At 69.3% G+C, this 17722-nt stretch carries 13 protein-coding genes; 5 read left to right on the top strand and 8 right to left on the bottom strand.

Features of this window, described 5'->3' with window-relative positions; genetic code table 11:
* Positions 1-96 precede the first annotated feature (96 nt).
* Together FEZ32_RS02670 and FEZ32_RS02675 are read left to right on the top strand one after the other, a co-directional pair.
* Entirely contained in the window at positions 97-1119 is a 1023-nt protein-coding gene (locus tag FEZ32_RS02670) for a TerC family protein (RefSeq protein ID WP_138679832.1), read from the top strand.
* A 30-nt stretch (positions 1120-1149) separates the two neighbouring features.
* Positions 1150-2772 (top strand): polysaccharide deacetylase family protein, encoded by a 1623-nt coding sequence (locus FEZ32_RS02675; protein WP_244937935.1) that lies wholly within the window; start codon positions 1150-1152, stop codon positions 2770-2772.
* Positions 2773-3110: 338 nt separating this feature from the next.
* Here FEZ32_RS02675 and murJ read toward each other — a convergent pair whose 3' ends face one another.
* Both murJ and FEZ32_RS02685 read right to left on the bottom strand, forming a co-directional pair.
* A complete protein-coding gene (gene murJ / locus FEZ32_RS02680) occupies positions 3111-5372 on the bottom strand; it encodes a murein biosynthesis integral membrane protein MurJ (protein WP_338028425.1) in 2262 nt (753 codons plus the stop codon).
* Positions 5373-5470: 98 nt separating this feature from the next.
* Positions 5471-6745, bottom strand: a complete 1275-nt coding sequence (locus FEZ32_RS02685) for an aspartate kinase (protein ID WP_028703338.1) — start codon at positions 6743-6745, stop codon at positions 5471-5473.
* A 124-nt stretch (positions 6746-6869) separates the two neighbouring features.
* Here FEZ32_RS02685 and FEZ32_RS13445 point away from each other — a divergent pair, with 124 nt between their 5' ends.
* Positions 6870-7304: a DUF1707 SHOCT-like domain-containing protein gene (locus FEZ32_RS13445; RefSeq protein WP_175415700.1), complete on the top strand. Its 435-nt coding sequence runs from the start codon at positions 6870-6872 to the stop codon at positions 7302-7304.
* Positions 7305-7431: 127 nt separating this feature from the next.
* On the opposite strand, the gene ileS is transcribed toward FEZ32_RS13445, so the two are convergent.
* The 3 genes from ileS to FEZ32_RS02705 all read right to left on the bottom strand — a co-directional run bounded on the left by ileS (position 7432) and on the right by FEZ32_RS02705 (position 12758).
* On the bottom strand, positions 7432-10704 hold the full coding sequence (ileS, locus tag FEZ32_RS02695; RefSeq protein WP_244937936.1) for an isoleucine--tRNA ligase: 3273 nt from the start codon (positions 10702-10704) through the stop codon (positions 7432-7434).
* A 405-nt stretch (positions 10705-11109) separates the two neighbouring features.
* Positions 11110-11952: an HAD family hydrolase gene (locus FEZ32_RS02700; RefSeq protein WP_138679836.1), complete on the bottom strand. Its 843-nt coding sequence runs from the start codon at positions 11950-11952 to the stop codon at positions 11110-11112.
* A complete protein-coding gene (locus FEZ32_RS02705) occupies positions 11952-12758 on the bottom strand; it encodes an HAD family hydrolase (RefSeq protein WP_138679837.1) in 807 nt (268 codons plus the stop codon). The genes FEZ32_RS02700 and FEZ32_RS02705 overlap by 1 nt, the downstream gene beginning before the upstream one ends.
* Positions 12759-13060: 302 nt before the next feature.
* On the opposite strand from FEZ32_RS02705, the gene FEZ32_RS02710 reads away from it, so the two are divergent.
* Positions 13061-14557 (top strand): threonine/serine exporter family protein, encoded by a 1497-nt coding sequence (locus FEZ32_RS02710; RefSeq protein WP_420809257.1) that lies wholly within the window; start codon positions 13061-13063, stop codon positions 14555-14557.
* 83 nt (positions 14558-14640) lie between these two features.
* Positions 14641-15990: an MFS transporter gene (locus FEZ32_RS02715; RefSeq protein ID WP_138679839.1), complete on the top strand. Its 1350-nt coding sequence runs from the start codon at positions 14641-14643 to the stop codon at positions 15988-15990.
* Between the two features lie 105 nt (positions 15991-16095).
* On the opposite strand, the gene FEZ32_RS02720 is transcribed toward FEZ32_RS02715, so the two are convergent.
* The 3 genes from FEZ32_RS02720 to FEZ32_RS02730 all read right to left on the bottom strand — a co-directional run bounded on the left by FEZ32_RS02720 (position 16096) and on the right by FEZ32_RS02730 (position 17654).
* Entirely contained in the window at positions 16096-16413 is a 318-nt protein-coding gene (locus tag FEZ32_RS02720) for a thiamine-binding protein (RefSeq protein WP_027587574.1), read from the bottom strand.
* 94 nt (positions 16414-16507) lie between these two features.
* Positions 16508-17131 carry a recombination mediator RecR gene (recR, locus tag FEZ32_RS02725; protein ID WP_138679840.1) on the bottom strand — a complete coding sequence of 208 codons (624 nt, stop codon included), beginning with the start codon at positions 17129-17131 and terminating at the stop codon, positions 16508-16510.
* 193 nt (positions 17132-17324) lie between these two features.
* A complete protein-coding gene (locus tag FEZ32_RS02730) occupies positions 17325-17654 on the bottom strand; it encodes a YbaB/EbfC family nucleoid-associated protein (RefSeq protein WP_138679841.1) in 330 nt (109 codons plus the stop codon).
* Between the last annotated feature and the right edge of the window lie 68 nt (positions 17655-17722).

The raw sequence follows: 17722 nt of genomic DNA on the forward strand, positions 1-17722 counted from the left end.
CCGATCGCCAGGGTGGCGCGTCCCATCTCGTAGTTGTGGGCCCAGATCCCCTGGGACTCACCGGAGACACCCTCGATCCGCCCTTCTAGGAGCCCCATGAGCCCCCTCGTCTGGACCCTGACAGTCGCCGGACTGATCGCCCTGCTCGTCATCGACTTCATGACGCACGTCCGCAAGGCGCACACGCCCAGCCTCAAGGAGGCGGCGATCTGGTCGGGGATCTTCGTGGGGGTGGCCCTGGCCTTCGGCGTCGGAGTGTGGTTCGTGGCCGGGCCCGAACTGGGCAAGGAGTACTTCGCCGGCTACGTCACCGAGAAGGCCCTCAGCGTCGACAACCTCTTCCTCTTCCTGGTCATCATGACCAGCTTCGCGGTGCCCTCCGCCAACCAGCAGAAGGTGCTGATGTTCGGGGTGGTGTTCTCCCTGATCGCCCGAACCGGGCTGATCCTGGCCGGCGCCGCGCTGGTGAACTCCTTCTCCTGGGTCTTCTACCTCTTCGGCGCCATCCTGATGGTCACCGCCGCGAGCATGCTGCGCGGTCACGGTGACGGCGAGACCGAGGCCGGCGACAACGTCATGGTCCGGTTCGCCCGGCGGTTCATCCACACCACCGACTACTACGACGGCGACCGGATGACCACCATCCATCAGGGACGCCGTGCGATGACCCCGATGATGCTCGTGATGGTCGCCATCGCCGGCACCGACGTCCTGTTCGCAGTCGACTCGATCCCCGCCATCTTCGGGCTCACCCAGAACGCCTACATCGTCTTCACCGCCACCGCCTTCTCCCTGCTGGGGCTGCGGCAGCTCTACTTCCTGCTCGACGGGCTGCTCGACCGGCTGGTCCACCTGTCCTACGGACTCGCCGTGATCCTGGGCTTCATCGGGGTCAAGCTCATCCTGCACGCCCTCCACGAGAACAAGCTGCCCTTCATCAACGGCGGCCACCCGCTCCACGTCCCGCAGATCACCACGAACGTCTCCCTGCTGGTGATCCTCGGCGTCCTCACCGTGACGGTGATCACATCCCTACTGGCCAGCCGTCGGGCGAAGCGCAGCTCCGAGACCGAGCAGAAGGAGACTGCTGTCAACTCCGTCGCGCCTCACTCGAAATGAGCTGTGAAAGAACGTAATCTGAGGGTCGTGATGGTTTCTCGACGCAATTTCTGTGGCACCGCGGCTGGTGCGATCGCGACACTCTCGGTGGCGGCGTGCAGTGGCGCTGACTCCGACGGCCTGTCCGCCGCCAACAGCAGCGCCTCCAAGGCCGCCGCGGCCGCCAAGTTGACCTCGGCGAGCGAGTCCCTGGTGAAGGGCTCGACGCCCACCGTGCTCACGGTGAGCGAGCCGCGCACCGTGAGCGCCTCGGTTCCTCAGATCCCCCTGGCGCGCAACCTCAGTCAGGCCATCGAGGTGGTCCGGGAGCGGACCCTGCGCCAGGCGGGCTGGAACAACGCCTCGGCGGTCACCATCACCAGTTCCTACATGGGTTCCTCCACTGACGTCATCGGCATCGAGCTGCGCGCCGCGGTCACCGTCAACGGGAAGACCACCACCACCCCGACCGCGCTGTGGTACGACGCGACGATGTCGCAGACCTTCTCCCCCTCGGTGCTCATCTCCTGGCCCGGCTGGGACGCCTTCGCCAAGGCCGTCGGTGACCGCGCCGCCGCCCAGGGGCTCGACAGGGCCAAGGCCCTGAAGTCCCTCCAGGACACCGCCGCCCCCTACGGCACCGGCCCGGCGATGGGCTTCGCGGACAACGGCGGATTCGTCGTCTCCTTCCCCCCGGGCACGGTCGGCGCCGATCTGGTCCAGGTGGTCCTCGACAAGAACGCCGTCTCCCCCGTGCTTTCGGACTTCGGCAGCAAGGCGGAGGGCGCCTCGCACCATCCCAGCGCCTTCTCGGGGACGCCGTCCACCACGGTCGTCTGGTACAAGCCGCCGAAGGACCGTCCCAAGCCGGCTGACTCCCCCAATCTTCATCCGCTGCCGGGAGACTCGACCGCGGGCTCGGACCAGGCCGGCTCCTCGGCCTCGGCATCCCCCTCGGGATCGACATCTGCTTCGCCTGCCCCGAAGAAGATCCCGCACCCGACCACTGCCATCGGCATCGACTGCATCGTCCACAAGGCCGTCGCACTGACCTTCGACGACGGCCCGGGAGCCGAGACGGACAAGGTCGTCGCCGACCTCAACAAGGTCAAGGGCGGGGCCACCTTCTTCCAGATGGGCAACTCCGTCGACACCTATCCGAAGTTCACCAAGCTGGTGGCCGGCTCCGGGTTCGAGATCGGCAACCACACCGTCACCCACCCCGACCTGTCGACGCTGAGCTCCGGCGCCGTCACGCGGGAGCTCAGCGGCAACAACGCCCGGATCAAGAAGCTCATCGGCCGGGCCCCGCTGCTGCTGAGGCCTCCCTACGGCGACCACAATGCCGACGTCGACGCCGTCGCGGGATCCCTCAACATGGCGATCGTCAACTGGAGTGTCGACACCGAGGACTGGAAGACCAAGAGCACCTCGGCGACCGAGCAGAAGGTGTTCAAGGATGTGCCGATCTACACCGAGCCGATCATCCTGATGCACGACATCCACGACTTCACGGTGGCCGCCGTCCCGACGATCGTGAACACCCTCACCAAGCAGGGCTACACCCTGGTGACGGTCTCGGAGCTGACCCTCAACACCGGCGGGTTCAAGACGGCCCACTCCTACTGCCGCGGCACCTCCCTGGTGCAGGACGGCTACCTCTGCAAGGGCTGATTCCGACACGGTGTCAGCGCCGGGTTGACATGGGTTGACCCCGCGGTTGGGGCCGCATAGTCTGTGTGGTATCACGGGGACTCCCCCAGATCCCGTGATGGGGTCCACCGCGCCCTCCCCCGGCTGTGGTGGACCGCGGGAGGTCTCGAGCTTCGCGCCGAGGCCTCCCGCACTACTTTCCCCCGCCTCTCCACGAGCTGCGGAGCACTTCTCCAAAGATCCCGGCGGTCTCGTGCTGGATCCCGAGGGTCGCTGTCTGCGGAATCCTGCGGATCATCGTCCGCCGCCCGCGAGGACCACCGTCTGCGGGATCCCGTGGGTCCTGTGGATCCCGATGGTCACCGCCTGTGGATCCTGCGCACCACCGGGTCGATCAGCTCCGAGATCTCGCCGATCCTCATCAGCCGGGCGACCACCACGAACACCCCGACGAAGACGATCCCGCCGGCGGCCAGGGTGAGCAGGCTGAACAGGCGTCCCTGACCGAGCATTCCCGCCGCCCAGACCACCGCGGCGGTCGGCACGCCGGAGATCACGGAGGCCGCCAGCAGCCGCAGCCACAGCGTCGAGACGCTGCGCATCCCCAGCCCGCTCACCTCGCGGGAGGCCCGCAGGATCCACACGATGGAGACGATCGTGTTGCTGATGGTCTGCGCCGCGGCCACCGTCCACAGCGCCGAGGAGGCCGGCAGGACCAGCACGAGGCTGGCCAGGATCAGCTGGGAGCCGGACAGGATGGACTGCATCACAAGGTTCTGCCGGCCGTCCTCGCGGGCGAAGCAGTAGCGCTGCTGGAGGGTCGAGATGCCGAAGGGCAGCAGGCCGATCCCCATGATGGCCACCGCCCCGGCCAGCGGCATCACCTGGTCGGGCTGGAGGGACCAGATGGTCTGGACGCCGGGAGCCGCGAGCACCACCATCGCGATCGAGCAGGGGACGACGACGACCGCGGGGGCGGTGAGTCCCCGGCGCACCAGGGAGCGCATGCCGGCGGTGTCGCCGTCGGCATTGGCCGCACTCATCCTCGGGAACAGGGCGGTGAGAATCGACACCGTGATGAGCCCGTGGGGCAGCATGAAGATGAGGAAGGCGTTGTCGTAGGCGCTGATCGAGGAGACCTCGGGGTGATGCACCCGCACATAGGACAACATCTTCTTGGTGGCGATCCCGACCAGCTGGGCGATGAGCAGGGCCGAGAAGGTCCACACCGTGAGCCGGGCGGCCGCCCCCAGGCCGTAGCCGCGGATCCCCCACCGGGGACGCCAGCGGAACCCGCCGCGCCACAGCGGGATGATGAGGAACAGCCCCTGGACGGCGATGCCCAGGGTGGTGGTGCCGGCCACCACCCAGATCATCTGCGGGGTCCAGCTCGCCGGGTCGCCGTGGGCGCCGAACTGCACCAGGAACCACACCAGACCGCTGATCTGGATGATGTTGGCCAGCACCGGACTCCACATGAAGGCGGCGAACTGCCCCCGGGCGTTGAGGACCTGGCCCAGGATCGCGTAGAGGCCGTAGAACAGGATCTGCGGCATGCAGATGAACCCGAAGAAGGTGGTGAGTTCGCGCGCCGGGGCCGAGCCCGAGAAGTACAGGTCCAACAGCCACGGCGACCCGACGGTGGCGAGCAGGGTCACCGCGATCACCGCGACGAAGGAGACCGTCAGCAGCCGGTCGACGAACTCCCGGCCGCCGTCGCTGCGCTTCATCGCCTTGACGATCTGGGGGATGAGGATCGCGTTGAGGACGCCGGCCGACAGCAGGTTGAAGATGACATTGGGCAGCGTGTTGGCCGCCTGGAAGGTGTCCAGGGCCAGCGACGTCCCGAGCATCGCGGTGGTGAGCAGGGAGCTGCGGACCAGCCCGAGGATCCGCGAGACGAGGGTGCCGGCGGCCATCACGGCGCTGGCCCGTCTCAGGGACGCCGACTCCTTGGCCTCGGCCTCGGCCAGGCTGGCCCGGGCTCGGTCGGCCTCCGCCTCGGCGACCTCCAGGCCGGGCCCGGGGGTGGTGATCGGAGGGGTCTGGCCGGGTTCCAGGTCGGGCAGCTCGGACGGCAGCCCGGAGGAGCGGTGGGCGGCTGCCGGTCGCTCCTCGGGGGACTCCGCCGGGGCGGGGGCTCCGGGGGTCGCCGGTCCGGTGAGGTCGGACCCGCTGAGGTCCCGGACGTCGTCCGGGCCGGCACCCGTCCCCCACCCACCGACCAGGTCAGTACCCGTACGGCCAGTCTCGGTGTGGGAGGTGCCGGTGTGGGAGGCGTCAGTGCCAGAGGACGCGGATCCGGGACCCGCGGTCCCCTCCCGGCCGGAGGCGCGGCGTCTGGCCTGCTGGTCGATGCGGCGGTCCAGCTCGAGCCTCTCCAGCTCCTGGATCCGCGAGGCGATATTGGCCCCGAGCATCGTGGCGTCGGGGTCGATCGAGTCGTAGACGTCGAAGGTGGGGGCCGGTGCCGGCCTCTTCTCCGGGACTCTCAGCAGGTCGTAGACGTCGGCTTCGGTCCCCGCGGCGGGTCTGCCGAAGGAGCCGCCGATGGATCCCCCGGCAGAGCCTCTGCGGGAGCCGGTGGATCCGGTCGGACCGCCGGGGAGCGAGTCCTCCACGGCGTCGTCCTCCCGTCCCTCCTGTCGGCTCCTACCGGAGCGTCGAGGCGCGCGGGAGGTCGGATCGGGCGGCTCGCCGTTCGACCCGCGTCGGGCGCTCAGCGTCCCGTCCCTGCGTAGACGACGGCCTCTCCCTCGGAGTCCAGACCGAAGGCGGTGTGGGCCACCCGGACCGCCTCGTCGACCTCCTCGGCGGCGACGACCACCGAGATCCGGATCTCGGAGGTCGAGATCATCTGGAGGTTGATCCCAGCATCGGCCAGGGCGCGGAAGAAGGTGCTGGTGACGCCGGGGTGGGAGCGCATCCCGACACCGATCACCGAGACCTTGCCGACCTGGTCGTCGTAGAGCAGCTGCTCGTAGCCGAGGGAGTTCCTCGCCGCCCGCAGCGCCTCGACGGCGGTGCGGCCGTCGGACATCGGCAGGGTGAAGGACAGGTCGGTCCGGCCGTCCATCACCCGGGAGGCGTTCTGGACGATCATGTCGATGTTGATGCCGGCGTCGGCGATGATCCCGAAGATCTGCGCCGCACGGCCGATGGCGTCGGGAATCCCGGCGATGGTGATCTTCGCCTCCGAGCGGTCGTGGGCGACCCCGGAGATGATGGCCTCTTCCATGGCTGGTCCCTTCTTGATGTCGGCGAGGTCCTTGACCCAGGTGCCCGGATTGTCGGAGAAGGAGGAGCGGACGTGCACCGGGACGTCCTCGCGGCGGGCGTACTCGACGCAGCGCAGGTGCAGGATCTTGGCGCCGCAGGCGGCCATCTCCAGCATCTCCTCGTAACTGATCTCCGGGATCCGTCGCGCCTCGGGGACGATCCGCGGATCGGCGGTGAACACCCCGTCGACGTCGGAGTAGATCTCGCAGTACTGGGCGTTGAGGGCGCTCGCCAGGGCGACCGCGGTGGTGTCGGAGGCGCCGCGTCCCAGGGTGGTGACGTCCTTGGTGGTCTGGGAGACCCCCTGGAAGCCGCACACGATGACGACGTTGCCGGCGCTCAGCGACTTCTCCACCCGGCCCGGGGTGATGTCGATGATGCGCGCATTGCCGTGCGCTGCGGTCGTGATGACCCCGGCCTGGGAGCCGGTGTAGCTGCGGGCCGGCACGCCGAGATCCGACAGCGCCATCGCCAGCAGGGCCGCCGACTGGCGCTCACCGGTGGTGAGGAGCATGTCGAGCTCGCGAGGGGCCGGCTGGGGGGAGACCTTGAGGGCCAGGTCCATCAGGTCATCTGTCGAGTCGCCCATCGCCGAGATGACGATGACCACCTCGTTGCCGGCCCGTCTGGTCGCGGCGATCCGGCGGGCAACACGTTTGATCGACTCGGCGTCGGCCACCGAGGACCCGCCAAACTTCTGGACGACGCGCGTCATCAATCCTCCCGTTGGTGCGGACACCGCAGTCTATCCGGCGTCCTGCGGTGCTCGGTGCACCGGCCACTGGTCGAAGCAGAATGTACCCGCCGCAGGGAGGACCGGGCTGAACTACCCTCAACCCATGGATCCGAACCTGCGCATCGGCGACTCCGACCGTGACGCCGCGGTGGCGGCGCTGCGCGACCACCACGTCGCCGGACGGCTCACCGCCGAGGAGTTCGACGACCGGATGGCCGCCGCCCTGGCCGCCCACACCCGGGCCGACCTGGACGAGCTCTTCGTCGATCTGCCGAAGGACCCCTCCAGCCTCGTGGTGGCGACCCCGATCCCCTCGAAGGTCGAGACCTCGAACCGGCGCAAGCCCCTCGAGGTGGTCTCGGCCCTCACCTGGCCGGCGGCACTGATCTTCTGCTTCGCCACCGGCTGGCAGTGGTGGTGGGTGATCCTCATCCCGGTGTTCCTGGTCCCGGTGCTCACCGGGGGCCACAGCTCCCACCGGTCGAGGGATCGGCGCAGGCTGGAGGGCCGGTCCGACGACTCGAGCGGCAGTGAGTGACCCGGAGGGCGGGACCCAGCGGGTTACAGGCCGGACTCGGCGGTGTGCAGGCCACGCTCAGCGGCTCGCGGGCGGGACCCAGCGGCTCGCCCTGCTGCACAACGGCAGGGCGAGCCGCTGACTCGTCTCAGGCCTTGACGACCTTGATCGACAGCCCCAGATCGGGCTCGGTCGCCCAGTCCTGACCGGGCTCGGCCTCCTCCATCGAGGTAGCCAGCACCTCGTCGGCGATCTCGCCGGCATGGTCACGGATCGCCTCGGCCAGCTTCTCGCCGGCATGCCAGCTCAGCGAGATCCGGTCGGAGACCTCCAGGCCGACATGCTTGCGGGTGTCCTGGATGAACCGGACGGCCTCACGGGCCAGACCGGCGCGGGCCAGCTCCGGGGTGATCTCCAGATCCAGGGCCACCGTCTCGCCCTGCTCGTTCACCACGCTCCAGCCCTCGCGGGGACGCTCGGAGATGATGACGTCGTCGGGCCCGATGACCGCGCTGCCGCCCTCGGCCTGGGGGACGTCGAGGGTCACCTGACCGTCGGCGGCCAGGTCGGCCGCCAGCTTCCCGGCGTCGACCGCCGCGATCGCCGCAGCGACCTTCGGGGTGACCTTACCGAACCGCTTGCCCAAGGACCGGAAGTTGCCCTTGGCGGTGTGGTCGACCAGATCGCCGGAGGAGCCGAAGGACTCCAGCCGGACCACATTGAGCTCGGCACGGATTTCGGCCTGCAGGGACTCGTCGAGCCGGGCCAGATGGGATCCGGAGATCAGCGCCCGGCTGAGCGGCTGACGCAGCTTCACCTTGGCCTCGGCGCGGGCGCCACGACCCAGCTCGACGACCCTGCGGGCCAGGTCCATCGACTCGTCGAGGCTCTCGTCGATGACCGACTCGTCAACGGTCGGCCAGCTGCTGAGGTGCACCGACTCCGGGGCGTCCGGATCGGTGGCCACGAAGAGGTCCTGCCAGACCCGCTCGGTGATGAACGGGGTGATCGGGGCCATCAGCCGGGTGAGCACGTTGAGGGTCTCGTGGAGGGTCCACAGGGCGCTCGGGTCGCCGTCCCAGAAGCGACGACGGGACCGGCGCACGTACCAGTTCGACAGCTCGTCGATGAACTCCTGGAGGAGGGCACCGGCACGCTGGGTGTCGAAGTCGTTGAGCGCCTCGGTGACGTCGCGCACCAGCACATTCGTCGACGACACCAGCCAACGGTCCAACACATGGCGGTCTTGTAGAGCGGGGGGGACGACCCCCCCGTTCCCCCTCGGGGAGTCGTCGCCCGCCTGGCCGGCCCCGGCGGCCGTGGCCACGCTCGCTCCCGCGGGGGACCAGTTGTTGGCCCGCGCGTACAGGGCATGGAATGAGACGGTGTTCCAGTAGGTGAGAAGGACCTTGCGGACCGTCTCCTGAATGGTGTCGTCGCCGACCCGTCGTGCGCTCCACGGCGACCCGTCGGCGGCCATGAACCAGCGGACGCCGTCGGCGCCGTGCTTGTCCATCAGCGGGATGGGCAGCAGGATGTTGCCCAGATGCTTGCTCATCTTGCGGCCGTCGGCGGCCAGGATGTGGCCCAGGCACAGCACATTGCGGTACGGCGACTGGTCGAAGACCAGGGTGCCCACCGCCATCAGGGTGTAGAACCAGCCGCGGGTCTGGTCGATCGCCTCGCAGATGAAGTCGGCCGGGAAGTGCGCCAGGAACTTCTCCTTGGAGCCGGGCACATGCGGATACCCCCACTGGGCGAAGGGCATCGAGCCCGAGTCCAGCCAGGCATCGGCCACCTCGGGGACGCGGTGGTAGGTGTGGCCATCGCGCTCGAAGGTGATCTCGTCGATGAACGGGCGGTGCGGGTCCAGCCCGGTGAGGTCACGTCCGGCGTACTCCGACAGCTCGGCCAGGGATCCGACGCAGATGACGTCGTCGCGGTCGTCGTCGTTGCGCCACAGTGGCAACGGCGTCCCCCAGTACCGGGTGCGCGAGACGGCCCAGTCGATGTTGTTCTCCAGCCAGTCGCCGTAGCGGCCGTGCTTGATCGTCTCGGGGTACCAGGTGGTGGCCTCATTCTGGGCGATCAGCTGCTGCTTCATCCGAGTGGTGCGGATGTACCAGGAGGGCTGGGCGTAGTAGATCAGCGGGGTGTCGCAGCGCCAGCAGTGCGGGTAGGAGTGCCAGTGCATCTCCAGACGCCACAGGATCCCGCGCCTCTCGAGGTCCTCGCACAGCGGCTTGTCGGCGGACTTGAAGAACATCCCGCCGACCATCGGGATGTCGGCCTCGAAGGTGCCGTCGGGGCGGATCGGGTTGACCATCGGCAGCCCGTAGGCCCGGCAGGTGGCCAGGTCGTCGGCGCCGAAGGCAGGGGCCTGATGGACCAGCCCGGTGCCGTCCTCGGTGGTGACGTAGTCGGCCAGGATGACGAAATTGGCGTCGGCGGGGGTGGTGCGTCCATCGGTGGTGCGGTGGTCGGTGGCCGGCCAGTCGATCCACTCGTAGGGGCGCTGGTAGGTCCAGAACTCCATCTGCGCGCCGGTGAAGGACTGCCCGGTGCGGGTCCACTCATCGCCCAGAACGGCGTCGAACAGCGGTTCGGCGATGACCAGGTCGGTGCCGGGCTCGACCTTGCCCAGATCGGCGGCCACCTTGTCGGTGGCGGCGTCGGCGTCGGACTCCTTGACGTCGACCGGCTTGCGGCGGGCCACCACATAGGTGACGTCGGGGCGCACCGCCACCGCGGTGTTGGAGACCAGGGTCCATGGGGTGGTGGTCCACACCAGCAGCTTCGCCTGGCCGGCCAGCGGCCCGGAGGTGAGCGGGAACTGGACGTAGATCGAGGGGTCGCGGTCGTCGTGGTAGCCCTGGGCCAGCTCATGGTCGGACAGCGTGGTGCCGCAGCGCGGGCAGTAGGGGGCGACCCGGTGGTCCTCGCCGAGCAGACCCTTGTCGAAGATCTGCTTGAGGCCCCACCACACCGACTCGACGTACTGGGGGTTCATCGTCCAGTAGGCCTCGTCCATGTTCACCCAGTAGCCCATCCGACGGGTGAGCTCGGTGAAGGCGTCGACATGTCGGGAGACCGACTCGCGGCACTTGGCGTTGAAGGGTTCGACGCCGTACTTCTCGATGTCAGGCTTGCCGGAGAAGCCCAGCTCGCGCTCGACGGCCAGCTCGACCGGCAGTCCGTGGCAGTCCCAGCCGGCCTTGCGGTCGACGTGGTAGCCCTGCATGGACTTGAACCGGGGGAAGACGTCCTTGAAGACGCGGGCCTCGATGTGATGGGTGCCGGGCTGGCCGTTGGCGGTCGGCGGACCCTCGAAGAAGTTCCACGGCTCGCCGTCCCTGGTGGCCTCCAGGGACTTCTCGAAGGTGTGGTTGGCGTCCCACAGGTCGATGATCTCGTGCTCCATCGCCGGCAGGTCGATCTGGGGGGGCACCGGCCGGTAGGAGCCTGGTGAGGTGCCGTTCGAGGCGCTGGGTGTGGTACCCGCGCTCTGCTGGGGGGTGATGGCGTCGCTCATCGCGATGGTCGCGTCCTTCGTCGTCCGATCTCGACGAGGGACGAGCTCCCGGAGGTCTCCGGGGCACCCGCGGTACCACCCTCATTGCAGCTGGGTCCCGGTCCGGTCCGCCAGCTGCCACTTCCTTGCATCGCTGCCGGTTCTAATGAGCCACGCGGCCGTCCTGTCGGCCGGCCTCTCGAGGAGTACGTGCCTTTCGGCCCAGGACCCCACGAGCACCCGGCGAGACGCCACGTGTCCGTTCTTCCGGCGGCTCCGGGGTGATGGCCCCATCGACGCCGTGCGACGCGGCGATCATACGCCAAGCTGCCGTTGGCCGGCGAGCGGCTCCGCACGGACCGCCGCCACCAGTGACTCGATGATCTGGGCGACGCCGTCCTCGGCATTGGAGGGAGCCCGGTGGTTCGCCGCAGCCAGTGCGGCCGGCACCGCATTGGCCACCGCCCAGGATCGCGGCGCCCAAGCCAGCAGCTCGACGTCGTTGTCGCCGTCGCCGAAGGCCACCACATCGGCCCGTGTCATCCCCAGCCTCTCGGCCAGCATCGCGACCCCGGTGTCCTTGGTGACCCCGGCCGCGCTGACCTCCAGCATCCCGGCCCCGGAGTTGGTGATGTGCACCTCGGCCGGGTCGGCGACCGCCTCGGCGATCCGCGACAGCTGCGGCACCGACAGGCGGGGATGGCGAGCGACCAGTTTGAGGCATTCGGCCCCGGTCACCTCGGCCAGGCTGAGGGTGGGCATCTCGGCGGGGTCGCGGTGGTGGTCGGAGAAGACGCACAGATCCGGGTAGCCGGCCTGGGAGGCGAAGTACTGGCCATTGTCCTGAATGGCGGCGAAGACCGTTCCCGGCGCGGCCTGCGACAGTGCGGTGGCGAACCGGCGCGCGACCGCCGAGGTCATCGGCAGGGCGAACAGCACGGTCTGGGCATGCAGGTCCCAGCAGATCGCACCGTTGCTGCACAGCGCCCACCTGCCCAGCCCCTCGCGGATCCCGGTCAGCCCGTAGAGCTGGCGGGCGGTGACCGGCACCACCGGCACCCCGGCCGCCTCGGCGGCGGCGATGGCTGCCCGGGTGCGGGCGGAGATGGTGCCCTCGGGAGACAGCAGGGTGCCGTCCAGGTCGGTGGCGATCAACATCAGGCGGCCTGTTCGACCAGGGACTCGACGACCTGGGCGAAGCCCTCCTCGGCCAGTGGCGGGGCGATGTCGGTGGCGGCGTCCTTGGCCAGTTGCTGGCCGTCGGCCATCGCGAAGGAGCGGCCCGCCCAGGCCAGCATCTCGGCGTCATTGCCGCCATCCCCCAGGGCGACGACGTCGGCACTGGTCATCCCGAGCAGACTGCACAGCTGGTCCAGGCCGTGGGCCTTGTCGTGACCCTCGGCGCACACCTCGACCATCGGGAAGCCGGAGTTGGAGGTGTGGGCGCCGGGGACCCGCAGCGCCAGGGTGCGGGAGATGAACTCATCGGTGCTCATCTCGTCGGTGCGCACCATCACCTTGAGGCAGTCGTGGCTGAAGATGTCCTCGCGGTCCACCTGGACGAACTCGGCCGGATCCTTGACGAGCTCATCGGGGCGCATCTGGTCCAGATAGTGCTCGGTGACCGCGAAGACCCGGCCGTCCTCGCGGACCGAGGCGAACTGCGCGTGGGGGGCGTACTTGAACACCGTCTCGGCGAAGGAGCGGACCGTGGCGGCCGGCGTCATCAAGGAGAACAGCACCTTCATGTCGTGGGCCAGGTCGAAGGCCAGCGACCCGTTGCTCACCACCGCGTAGCGGGAGAAGGCGTCCAGCACCGTCTCCAGGCCGCCGATCTGGCGCCCGGTGGTCGGCACCACCGGGATCCCGGCCGACTCGGCCGCCCGGATCGCGGCCCGCGACCGTGACGAGATGGTGTTGTCGGCTCGGACCAGGGTTCCGTCGAGATCGGTGGCAATCAGCACGGCTCCAGCCTATCGGGACGACGCCGTTGCGACCGCGGGGCATCGGACAGGGCCGTCACGGGGGCGCCGGGGCCGAGGAGATCTGTGTCGGATCCTCGGCGGATCCCGCCCGGCGACCCGACTGAACCCGGCCACCCGGGGGCCCGGGTTGAGCCGACTCGTGGAGCTGTGCTGAAGTAGCCCCGGAACCCGGTACGGGTGGAGGAGGCGACGCGGTGGCAGCTCAGCAGAGCGATTGGCCCCATCGCTCCCGCAGCCTCTGGCGGATCCCCCTGGAGCGCTACCTGCGGGGCACCAAGCCGGTGGACCCGGGCAGGGATCTGGCCGCGGCGCGCGACGACATGGCCGCCGCCGAGGCCCGCAGGGTCTTCGACCTCATCATGCGGGTCACCGCGATCGCCATCTCGGTGGGCGCCTCCTCGGCCGAGTCGATCGCGATGGCCCTTCGGATCGCCGACGCCTATGGCATCCGGATCCACGTCGACATCACCAACACCTCGGTCATCGTCACCCAGCACCGCAGCCTGGACGACGACCCCATCACCGCCCTGCGGGTGGTCCAGGTGCGCGCCCCCGACTACCAACGGCTGGGACGCCTGGAGACCCTGGTCGGCCAGGTCGTCGGCCGGCAGATCGAGCTGGATGACGCCAGGCGCAGTCTCGATGATGTGGTGCGGGCGCCCCGGATGTACCGGCGCTGGTTCGTCACCGCCAACATGGGGGTGCTGGGCGCGTCGATGGCGGCCCTCTACGGCGCCACGGTGTGGGACGTCATCATCGCCTTCCTGGCCACCTGCCTGGTCGATATCGCGGTCCAGGCACTGGCCAGACGCCGTGTCGCCAGCTTCTTCGTGCAGGCCGTCGGCGGAGCGATCCCGACCGCGGTGGCACTGGGGATGATGCTGCTGATCTCGGTGGCCGGGGCGCATCTGCCCCTGTCTCCGTCGCTGGTGGTGGCCGCCGGGATGATCTCGCTGCTGGCCGGCACCGGGGCGGTGGCCGCCGCCCAGGACGCTCTGGACGGCTACTACGTCACCAGTTCGGGGCGCTTCCTCGAGGTCATCATGCAGACCGGCGGGATCATCTTCGGGGTGATGACGGCGTTGTGGATCGGGCTGAAGCTCGGCGTCCCGAGTCACATCTCGCCGACCCTGCCGTGGACCAGCGGCTGGTGGGTGCAGGTGCTGGCCTCGGCCATCGCCTCGATCGCCTTCGGCGCCACCGCTCATGCGGGGCCCCGCACCCTGGGGGTCAGCGGTGTGCTGGGAGCGCTGGGCTGGGGCGGATATCTGGTCGGGATGTGGTTGAGCGGATCGATGGTGATCGCATCGGGGCTGGGGGCGGTACTGATCGGGCTGGTCTCGGCCACTGCGGCCAAGCGCTGGAAGGTGCCGCAGGTGGCTCTGGTGACCATCGCCGTGGTGCCACTGATGCCCGGGATGATGCTCTACCGAGGGCTGTACATGTTGATGGCCGGCCAGCTGGGACTGCCGGCGCCGGGGTCGGGGGCCAGTGTGCTGGCCCAGGCGATCCTCATCGGGGTCGCCCTGGCGGCGGGCTCCAGCCTGGGGGTGCTGGCCGCCCGGCCGCTGTCGATCCCTGATGATCGCCGGACCCGCCACGCGGTGCGAGCCTCGTGGTTCCGTGGTGAGGCGGTACCCAGGGACTGGGTTCCCAGAGGGCGGCGCCATCGCAGCCCCTCCGTGGCCCCCGACCCGGATCAGGCCTCCCAGGCCTCCCAGACCACCGCGGATCAGACCTCCGAGGACAGCTCGAGCAGGGCCTCGGCGCGCAGCTGAGCCCCCGGCTCCCCTGGCGCTCCCCCCGCTGAGGAACCGGGGAGTTTGACGACCACGCGCGCCGTGATGTCTGCTGAACGATCGTGACCACCACACCGCCGCCCCAGGCCGTCCGGGCCCGGGTCGGCACCCTGTTGCTCTTCCTGGTCAACGGGATGACCTTCGCCTCATTGGTTCCCCGCTACCCCGAGATCAAGGCGAGCCTGACGGCGTCCCAGACCCTGTGGGGGCTGGCGATCGGACTGGGGCCGCTCGGCGGGCTGGCCCTGGGCCTGGCTGCCGCCCGCCTGATGGCGAGATTCGGCTCCCGCAATGTCGCCATCTGGCCGCAACTGGCCTCCACCGCCTCCATGATCCTTCTGGCACTCGCCGGCCATATCGCCTGGGTCTTCGTGGCGATGATCCTGATGAGCGCCTTCGATGCGTTGACCGACATCGCGATGAACTACCAGGGGTTGCGGGTCCAGAACCTGTATCGCCGCTCCATCATCAACACCTTTCACGGCTTCTGGTCGGTGGGGGCGGTGGCCGGTGGACTGATCGGCTCGGCGATGGCCCAGTGGCGAGTCAGCATCACCTCCCAGGCGCTGGTCACCATCGTGGTGCTGGCCCTGGTGCTGGTGTGGTCCTGGTCGTTGATGCTGCCGGGTCGCGACGCCGACACCGCGGATCCCAGCACCCCGGATTCCGGCCCGGTGCCCTCCCCCGATGGTTCCAGCACCCCGGATGCCGGCCCGGTGCCCTCCCCTGCCGGCTCCGAGGGCCATCCGGACCCTGCGCTCGCGGCCGCCGGGACCAGCCCAGCCAGCCCGGTCGGCACCAGTGCCATCCCTGCCGACCAGGCCGCCCGGAACCGGGTCCCGGTGCCGCCGGGCAGCTGGCTGAGGATCGTCGCCCTGGGTCTGGTCGGCGCGGTGGCCGGCGGCATCGAGATCGGCGGAGCGAGCTGGGCCCCGCTCTATCTCAACTCGGCCTTCACCGTGACGCCATTCGTGGCGGGCCTGGGTTTCGTGGGCCTGATGAGCGCCGAGACCCTCGGACGGCTCACCGGCGACGCCATCGTCAACCACTTCGGCCAGGCCGTGGCCGTGGCCCAGGGGTCGATCGTCTGCCTGATCGGGATGATCATCTCGATCGCCTGGCCGACCCCGGCCACCGCGATCCTCGGCTTCACCGCCGCCGGTTGGGGGGTCGCCACCATCATTCCGCTGGCGATGGACGTGGCGAACCGCCTCCCCGGGGTCACCGACGGCCTCGGCCTCACCGTCACCTCATGGCTGATGAGGCTGGGGTTCATGGCCTTCCCGGTCGGCATCGGGGCGCTGGGAGATGCCATCAGCCTGCGGTGGGCGCTGATCTGCCTGCCCGCCGGGGCTGCTGTGATGCTGGCCCTGGTGCCGCTGTTCCGCCCGATCCCAGCCGACCGGCGGTAGCCGGAGCCGAGGGCTGCGCACATTGCTCCGCAGACGGGGGTCTGTGCAGCTGGAGCTGCAGGCAGGCCGGTCTGCGGAGCATTTTGCGCAGTTCGAGGCCGGCGACTACTTGCTGTCCTCGGCGATGTGGCGCTCCAGACGCTCCAACTTGGCGGTCATCTCACCGGTGCGACCGGGCCGGATGTCGGCCTTGAGCACCAGGGACACCCGGGTGCCGTACTCGGCGACCGCCTCGGTGGCCTTCTTGACCACCGCCATGCACTCGTCCCAGGACCCCTCGATCTCGGTGAACATCGAGCTGGTGTGGTTGGGCAGGCCGGACTCGCGCACCACGGCCACCGCGGCCGCGACGGCATTGGCGACACCGCCGTCCTCGCGAGCCGACCGGCCACCACTGGGCACCAAACTGAATGCTGCAATCATGGCTCAACTCTATTCGGCCGGGGTAGCCCTGCTGGCAATCCCCGTCCGGCCACCACCGTTCCGGGTGCGCTGCAGCTCAGTCCACCACCTGCGATCAGGCAGTAGTGGCCGAGGCGGCGTCCGAGGAGACGTAGCGGCGTCCCTCGAAGGCCCGGCCCAGGGTCACCTCGTCGGCGTACTCCAGGTCCCCGCCGACCGGCAGTCCTGAGGCCAGCCGGGAGACCCGCACCCCCATCGGCGAGATCAGCCGTGACAGATAGGAGGCCGTCGCCTCCCCCTCGAGGTTCGGGTTGGTGGCCAGGATCACCTCGGTGACGGTGTCGTCGGCCAGCCGGGTGCACAGCTCTCGGATGTGCAGGTCGGCCGGGCCCTTGCCGTCCAGCGGTGAGATCGCCCCACCGAGGACGTGATACAGCCCTCGGAACTCCCGGGTGCGCTCCACGGCGATGACGTCCTTGGACTCCTCGACCACGCAGATCACCGACTGATCGCGGCGCGGATCCCGGCAGTAACGGCAGGTGTCGTCGGACGAGATGTTGAAGCAGACCTGGCAGAACTTCGCCTTCTCCTTGACCTCTTTGAGAGTGTCGGCGAGTGCGTTGACCTCCTCGGCGGGCGCGTCGAGGATGTGGAAGGCGATGCGCTGCGCACCCTTCGGGCCGATTCCCGGCAGCCGCGACAGGGCGTCGATGAGGTCTTGCAGCGGACCGTCGTACATCGGGTCTCCTTCCGCGACCGTCACGTCCAGCCGCCCTCACATGCTACGGCGGACGACCGACACTTCCAGACGCCGCACCACGCGCCCCCCGAACCCGGCCATCTCCTGCCACCGGCAGACGCCGTCACATTCAATCGATGGAGACCCTCGGGCCCTCCACCGGCGCAACCTCAGATCCCCCGGCGGGGCACAGTCACATCCCCAGACCAGGAATCTGGGGCATCACCGAGGCCTGCTTGGCGCTGGCCTTGGAGGCGGCGTCGCGGACCGCGGCGACCACCAGATCGGCCAGCGTCTCGGTGTCCTCGGGGTCGACGGCCTCGGGCTTGATCTCCAAGGACTGCAGCTCACCGGACCCCGACACGACGGCATTGACCAGGCCGCCACCGGCCGTCCCGTCGAAGCTCGACTCGGCGAGGTCCTTCTGGGCCTGGACCAGCTGGGCCTGCATCGCCTGGGCCTGAGCCAGCAGACCGTTCATGTCGAGGCCGTTGAGGTCGAAACCATCTGCCGGACTGCTCATCTGGATCCCCTGTCACGCCCGGGCTGCACCCGGGAGATAGTCATTGATGCCCCTCGAATCTACCCGAC

Origin of the sequence: Acidipropionibacterium jensenii (genome assembly GCF_005890135.1) — a bacterium.
In the GTDB taxonomy this organism is placed as follows: Bacteria; Actinomycetota; Actinomycetes; order Propionibacteriales; family Propionibacteriaceae; genus Acidipropionibacterium; species Acidipropionibacterium jensenii.

Excerpts from the sequence above, each read along its gene's own strand:
- FEZ32_RS02685 (WP_028703338.1), bottom strand. The coding sequence starts at position 6,745 with ATGACGCGCGTCGTCCAGAAGTTTGGCGGGTCCTCGGTGGCCGACGCC.
- FEZ32_RS02670 (WP_138679832.1), top strand. The coding sequence starts at position 97 with ATGAGCCCCCTCGTCTGGACCCTGACAGTCGCCGGACTGATCGCCCTG.
- FEZ32_RS02675 (WP_244937935.1), top strand. The coding sequence starts at position 1,150 with ATGGTTTCTCGACGCAATTTCTGTGGCACCGCGGCTGGTGCGATCGCG.
- FEZ32_RS02700 (WP_138679836.1), bottom strand. The coding sequence starts at position 11,952 with ATGTTGATCGCCACCGACCTGGACGGCACCCTGCTGTCTCCCGAGGGC.
- ileS (WP_244937936.1), bottom strand. The coding sequence starts at position 10,704 with ATGGAGCACGAGATCATCGACCTGTGGGACGCCAACCACACCTTCGAG.
- FEZ32_RS02720 (WP_027587574.1), bottom strand. The coding sequence starts at position 16,413 with ATGATTGCAGCATTCAGTTTGGTGCCCAGTGGTGGCCGGTCGGCTCGC.
- FEZ32_RS02730 (WP_138679841.1), bottom strand. The coding sequence starts at position 17,654 with ATGAGCAGTCCGGCAGATGGTTTCGACCTCAACGGCCTCGACATGAAC.
- FEZ32_RS13445 (WP_175415700.1), top strand. The coding sequence starts at position 6,870 with ATGGATCCGAACCTGCGCATCGGCGACTCCGACCGTGACGCCGCGGTG.
- recR (WP_138679840.1), bottom strand. The coding sequence starts at position 17,131 with ATGTACGACGGTCCGCTGCAAGACCTCATCGACGCCCTGTCGCGGCTG.